Consider the following 15,332-nt stretch of genomic DNA (forward strand, 5'->3'; position numbering starts at 1 on the left):
TTATCACCTTGCTTGCCCTGGTCGGGCTTGCGGCAATGAATTTCCCTGCCGGCGCACAGGAATGCGGCCCGGCCAGGAGAGAGCTCACGGTCACGAACGCCTCGACTCAACCAATCTGGATTGCGGGGGGCGGTGGAGCGCTGAGGTCGGTGTGCGTCGTGAGCGATACCGAATCGTGTCTGGCTGACTCCTCGACTATCAATGCCTCCACCGGCGCGTGCCAATGCGGAACTGACAACGGTACGCTGGCATGTCCGGCGACATCGCAGCCCACAGGACCGAATACCAACGGCGGTCTGAATTGTCAGTGCACCACCGACTCGGATTGCGCCCCGACCGCACAATGCAATACCAGTGTGAACGAGTGCTATTTCGTTCTTCCGGCAGCGAAGCGTCCTTCTCCGTTCAATTGGAAGCTGCCCCCTTCGCATAGCGCCACTTTCTGTCTGGCTCCGGCCTCGGTCACCTGGAACAGCATGACGATTCCGTCGGCAGTGTGCGGCCGGCGTCGGCGGGGACAATCCGACGACGATCGCGGAATTTACGCTGCAGCGATATCAGCCTTATAAACGGCGCCAACCTGGCCGAAAGGATGCGCCCCATACCGGCGCCCACGGCAACGCCTGGCGCCATCCCGTAGCCTTATTGGTGCAAGGTCCCGGGAGCTTTTGCAGCTCCCTCTGCAGCCAGGGACTGCGATTGGAATTTTGGCAAGTACGTCAAGCATGTGCCTTATCCAAGCACCACTAGCACTACCGACTACACTGCCCTGCTGCTGCATAGTTCAAAACAGTGCTTCTCAAGCAGCGACTGCCAAACCGGATTTACTTGCAGCGGATCGCCGGGAGCCTGCATTAAAACCTGCTCGAGCGACAGCGATTGCACCGGCACCGATCAGCCGCACTGCCTCTCCGGCGGGAACGGCAACAGCTACTGTCAATGTAATGCGGAAAGCGACTGCGCCGGCCATGGCTACTGCGGCACGCAGTTCATCCCGGGAGTCGGCCCCAACCAGACCTATCTGCAGCAACGCGGAGCTTTTGCCGGATGGTGGACGCTCGACGACTTCTGCGCCAACCAGAACGACGTGGTCGGTTCCTTCAACTGCGGCGCCGCGATCACCGACGGCGACGGCTCGAGTTCAACCAACCTGGCGTCGCTTGCCGGCTGCACAATTCGCGGCAGCTCCAGGGCCGGCAACGGGGTCTCCTGCTACAACGACGCGTCATATCCGACGACCTGCTGCGGATGCGCGACCGACAGCGCGAATATCCTGTCGGAATACTGGCCGCCCGCAGACGACAAATGCGAAGGAAACAACAATACGACCTGGGCGAGCGAGATCCAGCCGTTTCTGATCAACCTCAAACGCGCGTGTCCGACGGCCTACAGCTACCCGTACGACGATCCGACCAGCACTTTCCAATGCCGGTCCGACAAACCGATCAACAAGCTTGGTTACAAGGTCGTTTTCCGCGACCTGGTGAGGCCGCCCAAGTAATCTGCGGCAGGTGGGGAAAAACTATTTGAGCTCGGAAAACACATCGGAGCCGAACTTGCGCCCCTTCAGATCTCCGAGCAGCACGAGGGCCATCTTGTCGGAGAGGAACGAGTTCGCGGCGAGTTCCAGCACCTGGTCGTGGGTCACCTTGTCGATCTCGCGCGCCAGTTCTTCGAGCGGAATCTCGCGGCCGAAATAGATCTCGTTGCGCGCGAGCCGGTTCATCCGGCTCTCGGTCGATTCCATGCCGAGCAGCATGTTGCCTTTGATCTGGCTCTTGGCGCGCGCCAGTTCCTCGTCGGTCAGTCCGACGCGCGCGATCTTGCCGACCTCGCCCATCGTGACCTCGAGCACCTCCTCAACCCATTCCGGATTGGTGCCGGCGTAGATCCCCAGGTAGCCCGAATCGATGAACGACGACATGAAGGAGTAGATGCTGTAAACACGGCCGCGGCGCTCGCGCACCTCCTGGAAGAGCCGCGAAGACATCCCGCCGCCGAGCGCCGTGTTCAGAACGTAGCTCGCGTAGCGCAGCGGCGAGGCCTGGCTGATTCCCGGCCCGCCGATGCAGATGTGGGCCTGTTCGAGGTCTTTCTCCTGGTTGAGGATCACGCTGCGGTCAACCGGAGGGGCGATCGGTTCGCCGCGGCCGTCGCCCGAAATTCCGCCGAATAGCCGCCGGCAATCGTCGACCAGCCGCTTGTGATCGACCATCCCGGCCGCCGCGATAAAGACCCGCCCCGCGCGGTAGCGCTCGGCCATGAAAGAAGTCAGCAGCTCGCGGTTGATCGCGTTGACGGTTGCGACCGAACCGAAAATCGGCAGCGCTAGCGGATGTCCTTCCCAGAATTTTAGATTGAACAGGTCGTGGATGAAATCGTCGGGAGTATCCTCGGCCTGCGAAATCTCCTGCAGCACGACCTGGCGTTCGCGATCGATCTCTTCCGCTTCGAAAACCGAATCCAGGAAAAGGTCGGCGAGCAGCTCGGTGGTCATCGCCAGGTCGGCGCCGAGCACCTTGGCGTAGTAGCAGGTGTATTCCTTGCCGGTGAACGCGTTGAGCACGCCGCCGACCGCGTCGATCTCTTCGGCGATCTGCGCCGCAGTGCGCTTGCGCGTGCCCTTGAACAACAGGTGCTCGATGAAATGCGAGACCCCGTTTTGCGAGGGGATCTCGTAGCGCGATCCGTTCTCGACCCAGATCCCGATGGTGGACGACACCACGGCCGGCATCGGTTCGCTGAGCACGCGCAGGCCGTTGGGGAGTACGTCCTTGTACATCATCGCGAAATCATCGCACCGTCATGGTTGGAGCGCCGCTCTTGCGCCGCGCTCAGTTCGCTTTCTTCTTCGCCATCTCCTCCAGCGCCTCGCGCAGCGAGAGCCGGATCTTGCCGTCGCGCCCGACCTCCAGCACCTTGACGTAGATCTCGTCGCCCTCGTGAACCACGTCCTCGACCGCGCGCACGCGCTCGTTGGAGAGCTGCGAGATATGCAGCAGGCCGTCGGTGCCGGGCATAATCTCGACGAAGGCGCCGAACTCGACCACCTTGCGCACGCGGCCCTTGTAGATGCGGCCGACTTCGGGCTCGGCGGTGATAGCCTGGATCGACGCTATCGCCTTGTCGATCGCCGCACCGTCGGCCGAGGCGATTACCACGGTGCCGTCGTCTTCGATGTCGATCTTACAGCCGGTCTCCTCGACCAGGGCGCGGATATTCTTGCCGCCGGGGCCGATGATTTCGCGGATCTTGTCGGGCTTGACGTGGATCGTGACGATGCGCGGCGCGTACATCGAGACTTCAGTGCGCGGGGTCTCGAGCGCCTTCTCCATCACGCTCAACACGAACAAGCGCGCGTCGCGCGCCTGATGCAGCGCCTGGCGCATCACCTCGCGCGTCACGCCGCCGACCTTGTTGTCCATCTGGATCGCGGTGATGCCGCGGTTGGTGCCGGCGACCTTGAAATCCATGTCGCCGAGATGGTCCTCATCGCCCAGGATGTCGGTCAGCACGCGAACCTGTTCGCCTTCCTTGACCAGGCCCATCGCGATCCCGGCGACCGCCGCGCTTACCGGCACCCCCGCGTCCATCAGCGCGAGGCTGCCGCCGCACACCGTGGCCATCGACGAGCTGCCGTTGGACTCCAGGACTTCGGAGACCACGCGGATGGTGTAGGGGAAGTCCTCCTCGGGCGGCAGCACGGGCACCAGCGCCCGCTCGGCGAGCGCGCCGTGGCCGATCTCGCGACGCCCCGGGCCGCGCAGGAACTTGACCTCGCCGGTGCTGAAAGGCGGGAAGTTGTAATGCAGCATGAACTTCTTGTAGCGCTCGCCCATCAGCGCGTCGATCTTCTGCTCGTCCTGCGAGGTGCCGAGCGTGACCGTCGCGAGCGCCTGGGTCTCGCCGCGGGTGAACAGGGCCGAGCCGTGCGTGCGCGGCAGGAGCTGCACCTGGGCACTGATCTGCCGGATGTCGGTCGATTTGCGGTCGTCGATCCGCCGGTCCTGCTCGATGATCGCGCGGCGGACGCGCTCGCGGACGACTTTCTCGCACGCCTCGTAGAGGTCCTTTTCGCGGTCGGGAAATTGCCCGGTCAGCTCGGCCACCGTCTTGTCGGAGAGGGCGTAGACTGCCGCGCCGCGCTCCTTCTTGCTCGCGATGGCGAGCGCCGCTTCCAGCTCGGACGCCATCCGTCTGCGCGCCGATTCGAGGATCACCGCGTCGAGCACCTTGGGCTTGAACTCGCGCTTGGGCTTACCGGCGAGGCGGCGCAGCTCGCTCTGGAGCTCGAAGATGGAATTGAGCATCTCGTGCGCGGTGAACAGCGCCTCGAGGACCGGCTCCTCGTCAACGATCATCGCACCGCCCTCGAGCATAACGATCGAGTCGGGCTTGGCCGCGACCACCATCGAGATATCGCTCTGCTCGAGCTCTTCGGCGCTCGGATTGGCGACGAGCTTGCCGTCGATCCGGCCCATCCGCACCGCCGCGACCGGCCCGTTGTGCGGAATGTCGGAGATCTCGAGCGCCGTGGACGCGGCGATAAGCGACAGCATATCGGGATCGTTGTCGCGGTCGGCCGAGAGCACGGTTACGACAATCTGGGTTTCCCTGTCGTAGCCCTTGGGGAACAGCGGGCGCATCGAGCGGTCGATGAGCCGGGAGGTCAGGATTTCCTTTTCGGAGGGACGGCCCTCGCGCTTGAAAAAGCCGCCGGGGATTTTGCCGGCGGCGAAGGTCCGCTCCTGGTAGTCCACCGTGAGCGGCAGAAAATCGATATTGGGGCGGGCGTCGTAGGCCGACACCACGGTCGCCAGCACCACGGTCTCGCCGTATTGGGCCAGCACCGCACCGTGCGCCTGCTTGGCGAGCCTGCCGGTTTCGAGCGACAGCTTGCGGCCGGAAAATTCCAGTTCTAGTTTTCGATACATCTGATTCACACTTGAGGGAGAAACGGAGGGGCCGCTTTGCTCGCGCCACATCGGCGCTCAAACGACTCACATCCCGGGCTGGCCGATCACCGGCCCAGGGGGCCCGCTTCCGCAGCATGCGGCGGCGCGCCTTAAAGCTTCTTCGGCCTATCTCCGGATGCCCAGCCGTTCGATCAGCGCCCGGTAACGTGCGACGTCGCACGAACGCAGGTAGTCCAGGAGCCGGCGACGCTTGCCGACCAGGCGCAGAAGTCCGCGCCGCGAATGATGGTCCTTCGCGTGGGTCTTCAGATGCTCGGTCAGTTGCTCGATGCGTGCGCTGAACAGGGCCACCTGAACTTCGGGCGATCCGCTGTCCTTGGGCGAGCGGGCGTTGGTCTGGACAATTTCCAGCTTGCGAACGGCTGCGAGGGGCATCAGGAGTCTCTTACTTTCCCTTTTCCTTATAGTTTAAACGGCGACATTATCAGAGGGGTCCCCGGCATGTAAAGGGAGACCCTTCCGTAGGGAAGGCCACGTCAAGGAATTGGCGCTTTCTCCGACCAGGCGAGACGTACGAGCCATTCGGGCCGTCGAACCATCGTTGAGCCTAACACACCGGCAACACCAGATGTGACGGGCGCACGGATGAGTGATGGACGGTGTTGTCCGCCACGATTATCGGACCCGGCTCGCCGAGCGGGCCGCCGGTGTTCGGGTTGACGTCGAAGCGCGGGAAGTTGGAGGACGAGATGTCGAGCCGGATGCGATGGCCCCGGGCGAAGAGATTGCTTATCGGGTAGAACGGGATGCTCGCCTCGTAAACCTCGCCCGGCGTCATCAGCGCGGGATTGCTCCAGGATTGGCGAAAGCGCATCCGGATGATCGAGTCGGTCAGGTTGAGCGCGAAGCCGTCGGGATAATCCGCGCTCGGCGGATAGAGATCGATAATCTTGGCGGTGAAGTCGGTGTCGCGCGCGGTTGACGACACCCAGAGCTTGAGCGTCGCCGCGCCGGTTACTTCGAGCGGCTCGGCCAGCGGCTCGGACATGAAGACCAGTACGTCGGGGCGCGAGGCGAGCGGCAGCGAATCGCCGGCGGCCATCGCGAAGCGCGCGCGCTGGTCGAAACCGCCGGGCGGCATGAACTCGAAGCCGACCGAGATGCTGCCGCCGACGGTGGGCACGGGATTTTGCGGATCGAAACGCAGCGTTGACGCGCCGGCGGCGGCCTCGGGCTTGTCCGGCGCGAGGGCGCCGCCCGGATGGAGATAGAGCGCCGTGTCGCGCGCCGCGGCCGGCGGCCATTGGCTCTCGTGGCGCCATCGCCCGCCGTGATCGATTCGCGCGTTGAGCCCCAGCACGTCGTAAACCTTTTTGCCGCTGCCCCCGCCCATCACGAAGATCCTGGCCGGCGGCTCGTCGGCGACTCCGGTGTCCAACCCCTTGAGCCACTGGTCGAACCATCTAAGGCGCAGGCCGTTGTAATGCTCGAGCGCCTCGGTGCCGAAGGCGGCGTCACCGGCGAAGTCCTCGTCGGCGCGCACGCCGTGCACCCAGGGGCCCATCACCAGGCGCTGGGGCGAGCGTTTGAGACGGCTAAGCGCCGCGAAGTTGGAGGTCGTGGCGCGCGCGTACGAGTCGTACCAGGAACCGAAGTAAACGGTCGGAACGTCGGCGTGCTCGGCGTAGTACTCCTCGATCGCGTAGCCGCGCTGCAGCCAGTACTCGTCGTACACCGCGCGGGTCTGCAAATCGATCGCCCACTGCTCGTAGCTCGGGAGCATCCGAAGCGGAGTCGCGCCGCGCTTGAGCGGCAGGCGCTTAAGCCACTGCGCAAGATTCGCGCGCGCCTCGAGCAGCGCCATGCGCAACGCCGGATTCGCGCGCGCCTCGGGACTCGTCACCGCCATGTGGAAGGCGTAGATGAGGAAGCGCTGCTCGAGCGCGCCGTTATGGCGCATCGAGCAGTGGTAGTAATTCGACGGCCCCTCGGTGACGAACATCGCGGCGAGATGCGGCGGGTTGAGCGTCGCCGCGGCGCTCTGCGTCGCCGCCATGTACGAGGTTCCCATGGTGCCGACCTTGCCGGTGGACCAGGGCTGTGCCGCGGCCCACTCGATGGTGTCGTAGCCGTCGGGAGCCTCGCGCGCGAAGGCGTACCATTCGCCCTCGGAGCCGCCGCGTCCGCGCACGTCCTGGATCAGCACCACGTAGCCGTGCTCGGCGAAAAAGCGCGCGGTCACGGCGAAGCGCGCGGGGCCCTTGTCGTAGGGCGTGCGCTCGACCAGCACCGGAAAACGCCCGGATGCGGGCGCGCCGGCGCGCGCGGGGCGGTAGATATCGGTCGCGAGGCGCACCCCGTCGCGCATCGCGAGCATCACGTCGCGTTCGACCACGACCTCGTAACTGTGCGCCGATCCCTGGCGTTCGCGCTGTGCCATAGGCCCGCCTCCTTGAGGCAGGTTACTACAGCGAAGGCGCATCAGGGTACGCCGGCACGCGTGCGGTCAATCCACCCCGAATACACGCACCACCCGCGCCGTAACGCGCGAGGTGGCTTCCGCGACTGCGATCAGCGCGTCCTCGCTCACCACCTTGAAGAGCTTCGCACCTTCGGGCACGAGGCCGTCGAGCGCGCGCGAGTCGCCGTTGCGGAGCCGGCGCACCCCGAGCGCGTCCGCCTCGGCCTCGGCCATCGCGCCGAGCGCCTCGCGCATCCCGATAAGGCCGGCGGACTTTCTCTCCGCAAGCGCCTCGAGCACCGCCGCAAGCGGACGCGCCTTGGCGAGCGCGAAGGAGCCGCTTCGCAGCCGGCGAAGTTCGGCCAGATGGGCCACGGTGCCGAGCGCCACGCCGATATCGCGCGCGAGCGAGCGCATATAGGTTCCGGTCGAGCATGTGGCGACGAAACCGATCGACCCGGCGTCGATCGCCTCGAGCGCGAGGCGCGAAATCTCGACCTCGCGCGGCGGCGGCGGTTCGACCTCGACACCGCGGCGGGCGAGCTTGTAAAGCGGCACCCCGGCGCGCTTGATGGCGGAGAAGATCGGCGGCTGCTGCACGATCTTGCCGGTGAAACGCGCGGCCGTCCCGGAAAGCGCCGCGGCAGTGAGCGGCGGAACCGGGGCGGTTTCGATTTCGACGCCCGTGCGATCGAGCGTGTCGGTCGCGACGCCGAGCCGGATGACGCCCTCGTATTCCTTTTCCCCGTCCTGCAGAAAGGGCGCGAGCTTGGTGGCCTCGCCGATCAGGATCGGCAGCAGTCCGGTCGCGAACGGATCGAGCGTGCCCAGATGGCCGACGCGGGCCGGCCGCACGCGCGCCTTTACCTGGCGCACGGCCTCGGCCGAGGTGATCCCGGCGGGCTTGTCAACGAGCAACACTCCGTCCATGGGCGGTGCGGCGACGATAGCCGATACGGCGGCGCGGGGTAAGCGCTCGTCTCGTCCGTACAGGCGGACGCTCAATCCTTGCGCGCGCTTCGCAGCAACACGTCGATACGGGCTGCGCGCTCGGGTCCCGGGTCGAATTCGAATTCAAGCTCGGGCGCGTAACGCAGGCCAAGGGAACGGCCGACCTGGCGGCGGATAAATCCGCCCGCGCTCTTGAAGCCGGCGACCGCCTCGGCGGCGCGCGCTTGTCCCTCGAGGTGAGAAAAGAAGACCCGGCCGTAACGCAGATCGTCGGTCATCCTGACGCCGGTGAGCGTGATCCCGCGCAGCCGCGGATCCTTCAGGTCGCGAATCAGCATCGAGGACAGTTCGCGCAGCACCATTTCGGCGACGCGCTCGGGCCGGCGTGGTTCGGAAGCCATCAAACGCCATCTTAGCGCGTGCGCCCCGGCGCATAAACGCGGCGCTCGCGCGAGGAGCGCCGCTCAAGCGCATTGGCGCGCGGAGCGAACGGCGGTTCAGTAGTTGAGTATTTCGAGCCGCTCTTCGCCGAGCGGCGCGAGGCCCAGCGCGTCGATGAAGTTGACGACCTCGCGCAGCGCCGAATCGACGAACGCGCGATCGCTGCCGACCTGGCAGATGCCGAGTTCGGCGCGCTGCCACAGGTCGTGGCCGTCGGACTCCGCGATCGACACGTTGAACTTCGAGCGCACGCGATCCTTGATCGCGCGCAGCACCTGGCGCTTGCCCTTGAGCGAATGGTTCTCGGGCAGGAAGAGCGTAAGCTGCAAGACGCCGACGACCACGACCAGGATCCCTGCGACCACGACGAAGAGCGCCGCCGCTTCAGGTCTGAGGATGCTTCTCGGCCGCGGCCTGCCCGCGCATCGCGTCCGCGCGCGGCGTCTCAAGCTTGCGCGCGACCGCTTCCATCTCGAACGCCTCGATCACGTCGTCGGGCTTGACGTCGTTGTAGTTCTCGAGGCCGATGCCGCACTCGTAGCCGGCGCTGACCTCGCGCGCGTCATCCTTGAAGCGGCGCAGCGAGCCGATCTTGCCTTCCCACACCACCCGGCCGTCGCGCACCAGGCGCGCGCGGCCGTTGCGCGTGATCTTGCCGTCGACCACCATCGAGCCCGCGATCGTGCCGCCGGGGACGCTGAAGGTCTTGCGCACCTCGGCGCGGCCCAGCGACTTTTCGCGGTAGGTCGGCGCGAGCAATCCTTCCATCGCCTCGCGCATCTCGTTGATCGCCTCGTAGATGACCGTGTAGAGGCGGATCTCGACGCCCTCCTTCTCGGCCAGCGCTGCGGCCTTGGGTTCGGGCCGGATGTTGAAGCCGATGATCACCGCGTCGGAGGCTGAAGCCAGCGTCACGTCGGTTTCCGAGATCGCGCCGGCGGAGCTGTGCAGGATTTCGACCTTGACCTCGGCGGTCGAAAGACGCTTGAGCGAATCGGCCAGCGCCTCGACCGAGCCCTGCACGTCGCCCTTGATGATGACCTTGAGTTCCTTGACCTCGCCGGCCTTCATCCGCTCGCTGAGATCCTGCAGCGAGACGCGGGCGCTCTTTTGCAGCTCGCCCTCGCGCTGCTTGGACTGGCGGAATTCGGCGACCTGGCGGGCCTTGGCCTCTTCGGCCACGACCACGAACGGAGTGCCCGGTTCGGGCACGCTCGAGAGACCAAAGATCTCCACGGGCGTAGCGGGCGGCGCCTCGGAAACGCGCTGCCCGTTGTGATCGAGCATCGCGCGCACGCGCCCATAGGCCATCCCGCAGACGAACGGATCGCCCTGGCGCAGCGTGCCCTCCTGGATCAGCACGGTCGCGACCGGACCGCGTCCGCGATCGAGCTGCGCTTCCACCACCGTGCCGCGCGCCGGACGATCCGGGTTGGCCTTGAGCTCCAGCACGTCGGCCTGCAGCAGCAGCATCTCGAGCAGCTTGTCGATACCCGCGCGGGTGCGCGCGGAAACCGGCACCACTATCGTGTCGCCGCCGTAGTCCTCGGGAATGAGCCCCTGTTCGGTGAGCTGTTGCTTGACCCGGTCGACGTTGGCCTCGGGCCGGTCCATCTTGTTGATCGCGACCACGATCGGCACCTGCGCGGCACGCGCGTGGTTGAGCGCCTCGACCGTCTGCGGCATCACGCCCTCGTCGGCCGCGACCACCAGGATCACGATGTCCGTGACCTTGGCGCCGCGCGCGCGCATCGCGGTAAACGCCTCGTGGCCGGGAGTATCGACGAAGGTCAGCTTGCGGCCGTTGGCCTCGACCGTGTACGCGCCGATGTGTTGCGTGATCCCGCCGAATTCCTCCTCCGTCACCTTGGCGTGCCGGATCGCGTCCAGCAGCGAGGTCTTGCCGTGGTCGACGTGGCCCATCACGGTGACCACCGGGGGCCGCGCAACCTGCTCTCCTGTGGCTTCGTGGACCTCGCTCTCTTCGATCGCGGACTCGACGTCGAAAGCTACGTTCTCGACGCTGTAGCCGAACTCGTTCGCGACGAGCGCCGCGGTGTCAACGTCGAGCACCTGGTTGAGCGTCGACATCACGCCGAGGTCCATCAGCTTCTTGATGATCTCGCCGGCCTTGACTCCCATGTTGCGCGCGAGCTCGGAAACGGTGACGCCCTCGGTGATGCGCACCACGCGCTTGGAGGCCTTGGGCGTGGTGATCTCGGTCTTGCGCTGCTCCTTGCCGGGGAGCGCGCGCCGCTTCTTGGGCACGCGCAGACCGCGCATCTCGCGCTCGGCGGTGAAATCGGGCGCGCCCTTTTTGACCACGCGCTTTTTCTTGATCGTCCGCGCACCGGGCTTGCCCGCGCCTTCGCCCGGCGGCGGCATCGCGCCTGCCTCAGGCTGTGCAGCCGGAGCGGCGGGCGCGAAACGAGAAGGCTGTCCGGGACGCGGCGGCCCGCCGGGCCGCGTTACCGGCGCCGAGGGACGCGGCGCGGGCTTGGGCAGTTCGATCCTGCCGAGCACGCGCGGTCCGCGCTGGCCGTCGTCGAGCGACGGGGCGGCGTTATGGGCCGGACTTGTCAGATTGATCGTTCTCTCGCCGGTCTGCGGGCGCGATTCGCCAAGGCGCCGCACGCCCGAGCCGGCCGACGGCTGCATCCGCGGCATCACCGGGCGAGTGCCCGGCGCCTGCGGACGCGGGGGTTCGACGATGGTTCGCGTAAGCGGCTTCTGTTCCTGAACCACCGCCGGCGCGCGCTCGGGCCGCGCCGCTTCTCTCCTGGCGGCTGTGGGCCTTGCGGCTTCGACCGGGGTCGTTTCCGGCCTGACAGGCTTTTCCGTCGTGGCGGCTTCGCCGGCGGGAACTTGCGCGGCGCTCGCCGGCTCGCCGGCGGACGGAGCGGCTTTCGCAGCGGCGCCATTGGGACCGGCGTGCGCGGCCGGCGCCTCCGCCGGATGCTCGACGGTGGGAGCCGCGGGCTCGCCCGGAGCTTCCGCGGGCGCCGAGGCTTCCGGCTGCGCCTCTAGGATCGCAGGAGTAGCGGGCTCAGCCGGTTCGGCGCGCTCTTCGAGAAATGGCGCGGCGAAGGCCTCTTCGCGCTCGCCTTCGAGCTCGAAGTGGAACGGAACCTCGGGCTCGGCCGCGGCGTGCGCGAATCCGGCTTCCGGTTCGGTATGCCGGCGGCGCATCACGGTGGCAGTGAGGCGCTTTTCGACCACCTTGCCGGCGCTGGTCTCGACTACGGTCTCGCGCCGCAGCAGTTCCTGGCGATGGGCCTGCTCGTCGAGGTCGTGCTTGACGCGCTCGGCTTCCTCGGGGGTGAGCAGGCTCGAATCCGAATGAGCGTGTCCGAGCTTCAGACGCGCGCACGTAGCCAGTACATCGTCTACCGGGACGCCCCATTCCTGGGCAAAGGTTTTGATCCGCTTTCGCGCCATTTTGCCTACTCTATTAGAGAGTGCTCTCCCTTATCCAGCCGCTCCTGTAACATTCGCGTAATCAACTCCCGCCTTCCGCGCTCGATCGCCACGCGCAGCGAACGGAACTCGCGCGCGCGGGCACGCGCGAAACGATCCAGACATTGGCGGCGCGGATGCAGATAGCCGCCGCGTCCGCCAAGGCGCCGTCGCTCGTCGACGCGCACGACGCCTTCGACCGCCGCCAGCCGCACCATCGCGGCCTGCGCGTCGCGCGTCATGCATCCGATGCAGGTTCGCTCGGGCTTATGATTTCGCCGCCGCATCTTCCTCTTCGCTCACGCCTGCGCCCTCGGCGCCGCCGGCGCCGTCCTCGATACCGCCATTCGCCGCTTCGAGCGCGGCCTCGTCGGCCGAAGCTGCAACCGCCGCTTCAGCCTCGGCCTTCTCGGCCGCGGCCTGCGCCGCGGCGGCCGCGGCCGCCTCTTCATCAGTATGCTTCTTGGCAACCCATTCGCGCGCGGCCAGGATCAGCTGGCGGGCGCGCTCGGGCGAGATTCCCTCGACCTCGAACGATTCCTCGGAGGTCTCGGCGAGCTGCTCGGCAGTGCGGAATCCCCACTGGTAGAGAAGCTCGGCGTTGATATCGCCGATGCCGGGGATGGCATTGAGGGAGGCCCGCGCGGCGCGCGCCTCTTCTTCCGCCTCCGAATCGCTGCGCAGATCGATCTTCCATCCGGACAATCGATGGGCAAGGCGCACGTTCTGGCCGCGCTTGCCGATCGCCAGCGAAAGCTGGTCGTCGGGCACCACCACCTCCATTGCGTGCTCGTCCTCGTCGATGATTACCTTGGAGACCTTGGCCGGCGCGAGCGCGCGGCAGACCAATTCGGCCTGGTCGTCGGTCCACGGCACGATGTCGATCTTTTCGCCGCGCAGCTCCTGCACCACGGCCTGGACCCGCGTCCCCTTCATCCCGACGCAGGCGCCGACCGGATCGACGTCGGAGTCCTTGGAGTAAACCGCAACCTTGGCCCGGCCGCCGGGCTCGCGCGCGCACTGGCGAATCTCGACGATGCCCTCGTAGATTTCCGGCACCTCCTGCTCGAACAGTTTGCACAGGAATTCGTTCGCGGTGCGCGAGAGCACGATCGACAGCCCCTTCTCGGAGAGGTCGACGTCGAGGATGAGCGCGCGGATACGATCGCCCTGGCGATAACGCTCGTGCGGAATCTGTTCCTTTTCGGGCAGGATCGCCTCGGTGCGGCCGAGGTTGACGATCATGTTCTTGCGCTCGAAGCGCTGCACGATACCCGAGACGACTTCGCTCTTGCGGTCCTTGAACTCGTTGAAGATCTGCTTGCGCTCGGCGTCGCGGATGTGCTGGATCAGGTTCTGCTTGGCCGCCTGCGCCGCGATCCGGCCCATCGTCGCCGTATCGAGCTTGATCAGAATTTCGTCGCCGACCTCGGCCTCGGGATCGTACTTGGCGCGGGCTTCGGCGACCGTCGCCTCGGCCTGCGGATTGGCGACCTGGTCGACCACCGTCTTGATCTCGAACAGTTCGACCTCGCCGAGCTCGGAGTTGTAGCGCGACTCGATATTGCGCTCGTTACCAAACGTCCGCCGCGCCGCCGAATGCATCATCTCCTCGACCGCGCTGATAACGATCGTCTTGTCGATCCCTTTTTCCTTGGAAACCTGCTCGATAACCCGGTTAAGCTCTCCGGTCATACGGCCTCCACGGGGCATGATGGCCCGGCATGCGCCGCCCCATAAAATAATCCATCGGCCAATCCTGAACCGGCGCTTTTGCGCCCGCCGTTCCCAGTCTCAGCGGCCGCATCGGCGTCCGGCTCCATCAAAATCGTATTCGTAGTTCGCTCCCTTCATTTCGCCGAAGCCGATTCGCAGGCGGCGCCGGCTCGCTTCGTCTTCTATCTCAACTCCCTCTGCATCCACCGACGCAAGCGCGCCGGTGAAGGACTTCTGGCCGTCGATCGCGCGATGCGTCCTGACTTTGACCCGCTGGCCGACAAACGCCTCGAAATCGGCGCGCCGCGTGAGCGGGCGATTCAGCCCGGGTGAGGCGACCTCCAGCGTGTAGCGCCCCTCGATCGGATCGTAAACGTCCAGCAGGTCGCTCAGCATCGGGGAGAGACGCTCCAGGTCGGCGAGCCCAATACCGCCGCCCGGCCGATCCATCAACAGACGCAACATCGAGCTGCGCGTGCCCTTGTGATACTCGACCGAGACGAGCTCGAAGCCCTGTCGCTCGATATGCGGCCCGAGCAACTCGGCCACGCGCATCGCCACCGGATGGAGTTGCACCACCATCTCCTGGCCCTGCCTGCCATTTCCCGCCGCGCCTGCGTCAGTCACAAAAACTCCCGCGTGCCGCCCTCTCCCCTTTCGTATGGGCTGGCGCTCGCCGCCGCGTCAGCGCTTTTCTGCGGTGCGAACGCGCGCACCGCCGGCCGCGCAGCGCCCGAAATCGCGCTCCCGCAGCGCCCCATCGCAGCCGACTCTGTCTCAGGAGGTTTCTGCGCCCGAGCGCCGCAACTCATCGGGCGAACCGGCCAAACGAAAAAGTGGGCGAAAGCCCACACGTCAATGAAGATATCACCCGTGCCGCGGGGCTGGCAAGCTGGCTGTAACCGTATTCCTGGGTGCGTCGTCTTTAGCTTCAGAGGGTTAATCAGGAAGCACGGAGGATACCCAAAATGAAAACGAAGGTCGCAACGCTGCTGCTCACTGTGGCGATGGCGGGCGCACTGTTCGCCGGTCCTGCGCTGGCCTATGACCACGACCGCCATGACGGCGGACGTTGGCACGAAGAATGGCGTTACCACCATCCTCCGGTTTACGCCTACAACAACTACCGGGCCTGGAACGCACCGATTCTGCCGCGCCCCGGGTGGCATTGGCGGTTGGTGGACGGACATTGGCGCTGGGTCCGCTAGCAACGCGGCGGCCACCCACGGTCTCCCTGGGATGGGTTTTAAATCGGCATAGGGGGTAGCGCCGCAGCGCTACTCCCCTGCCACACCACCGGACATGCGGGTCCGCATCCGGCGGTTCGGAAGGTTGAGGTTAGTGGGCAAGTCTGGGCACTCCGAGGCGGTCGTAGTAGCGAGTGGTGAGTC

At 66.0% G+C, this 15,332-nt stretch carries 13 protein-coding genes; 2 read left to right on the top strand and 11 right to left on the bottom strand.

Annotated features, from left to right (window positions below):
* Positions 1 to 727: 727 nt before the first annotated feature.
* Positions 728 to 1,501, top strand: a complete 774-nt coding sequence (locus VMI09_10610; GenBank protein HTQ25138.1) for a hypothetical protein — start codon at positions 728 to 730, stop codon at positions 1,499 to 1,501.
* A gap of 21 nt (positions 1,502 to 1,522) precedes the next feature.
* Here the strand turns inward: VMI09_10610 and VMI09_10615 are convergent, their stop codons facing one another.
* The 11 genes from VMI09_10615 to rimP form a co-directional block, all read right to left on the bottom strand.
* Positions 1,523 to 2,785 (bottom strand): pitrilysin family protein, encoded by a 1,263-nt coding sequence (locus VMI09_10615; GenBank protein HTQ25139.1) that lies wholly within the window; start codon positions 2,783 to 2,785, stop codon positions 1,523 to 1,525.
* Positions 2,786 to 2,834: 49 nt separating this feature from the next.
* Positions 2,835 to 4,934, bottom strand: coding sequence for a polyribonucleotide nucleotidyltransferase (gene pnp / locus VMI09_10620; protein ID HTQ25140.1), 2,100 nt, complete (start codon positions 4,932 to 4,934; stop codon positions 2,835 to 2,837).
* A 147-nt stretch (positions 4,935 to 5,081) separates the two neighbouring features.
* A complete protein-coding gene (gene rpsO / locus VMI09_10625; protein HTQ25141.1) occupies positions 5,082 to 5,351 on the bottom strand; it encodes a 30S ribosomal protein S15 in 270 nt (89 codons plus the stop codon).
* Positions 5,352 to 5,523: 172 nt separating this feature from the next.
* Entirely contained in the window at positions 5,524 to 7,356 is a 1,833-nt protein-coding gene (locus VMI09_10630) for a CocE/NonD family hydrolase (GenBank protein ID HTQ25142.1), read from the bottom strand.
* Between the two features lie 66 nt (positions 7,357 to 7,422).
* Positions 7,423 to 8,307 (bottom strand): tRNA pseudouridine(55) synthase TruB, encoded by an 885-nt coding sequence (gene truB, locus VMI09_10635; protein ID HTQ25143.1) that lies wholly within the window; start codon positions 8,305 to 8,307, stop codon positions 7,423 to 7,425.
* A 71-nt stretch (positions 8,308 to 8,378) separates the two neighbouring features.
* The gene (gene rbfA / locus VMI09_10640) at positions 8,379 to 8,729 is read right to left on the bottom strand and encodes a 30S ribosome-binding factor RbfA (GenBank protein ID HTQ25144.1); all 351 of its coding nucleotides are present in this window, start codon (positions 8,727 to 8,729) and stop codon (positions 8,379 to 8,381) included.
* Positions 8,730 to 8,825: 96 nt separating this feature from the next.
* The gene (locus VMI09_10645) at positions 8,826 to 9,134 is read right to left on the bottom strand and encodes a DUF503 domain-containing protein (protein HTQ25145.1); all 309 of its coding nucleotides are present in this window, start codon (positions 9,132 to 9,134) and stop codon (positions 8,826 to 8,828) included.
* 19 nt (positions 9,135 to 9,153) lie between these two features.
* A complete protein-coding gene (gene infB / locus VMI09_10650) occupies positions 9,154 to 12,207 on the bottom strand; it encodes a translation initiation factor IF-2 (protein HTQ25146.1) in 3,054 nt (1,017 codons plus the stop codon).
* A gap of 5 nt (positions 12,208 to 12,212) precedes the next feature.
* Complete coding sequence (locus tag VMI09_10655) at positions 12,213 to 12,512, bottom strand: DUF448 domain-containing protein (GenBank protein ID HTQ25147.1); 300 nt, start codon at positions 12,510 to 12,512, stop codon at positions 12,213 to 12,215.
* A complete protein-coding gene (nusA, locus tag VMI09_10660) occupies positions 12,493 to 13,920 on the bottom strand; it encodes a transcription termination factor NusA (GenBank protein ID HTQ25148.1) in 1,428 nt (475 codons plus the stop codon). Before nusA ends, VMI09_10655 begins: the two co-directional genes overlap by 20 nt.
* A gap of 99 nt (positions 13,921 to 14,019) precedes the next feature.
* Positions 14,020 to 14,568 carry a ribosome maturation factor RimP gene (rimP, locus tag VMI09_10665; GenBank protein ID HTQ25149.1) on the bottom strand — a complete coding sequence of 183 codons (549 nt, stop codon included), beginning with the start codon at positions 14,566 to 14,568 and terminating at the stop codon, positions 14,020 to 14,022.
* 341 nt (positions 14,569 to 14,909) lie between these two features.
* Here rimP and VMI09_10670 point away from each other — a divergent pair, with 341 nt between their 5' ends.
* A complete protein-coding gene (locus VMI09_10670; GenBank protein ID HTQ25150.1) occupies positions 14,910 to 15,149 on the top strand; it encodes a hypothetical protein in 240 nt (79 codons plus the stop codon).
* Positions 15,150 to 15,332: the final 183 nt, after the last annotated feature.

It is taken from the genome of Candidatus Binataceae bacterium, assembly GCA_035500095.1.
Lineage (GTDB): Bacteria > Desulfobacterota > Binatia > Binatales > Binataceae > JAKAVN01.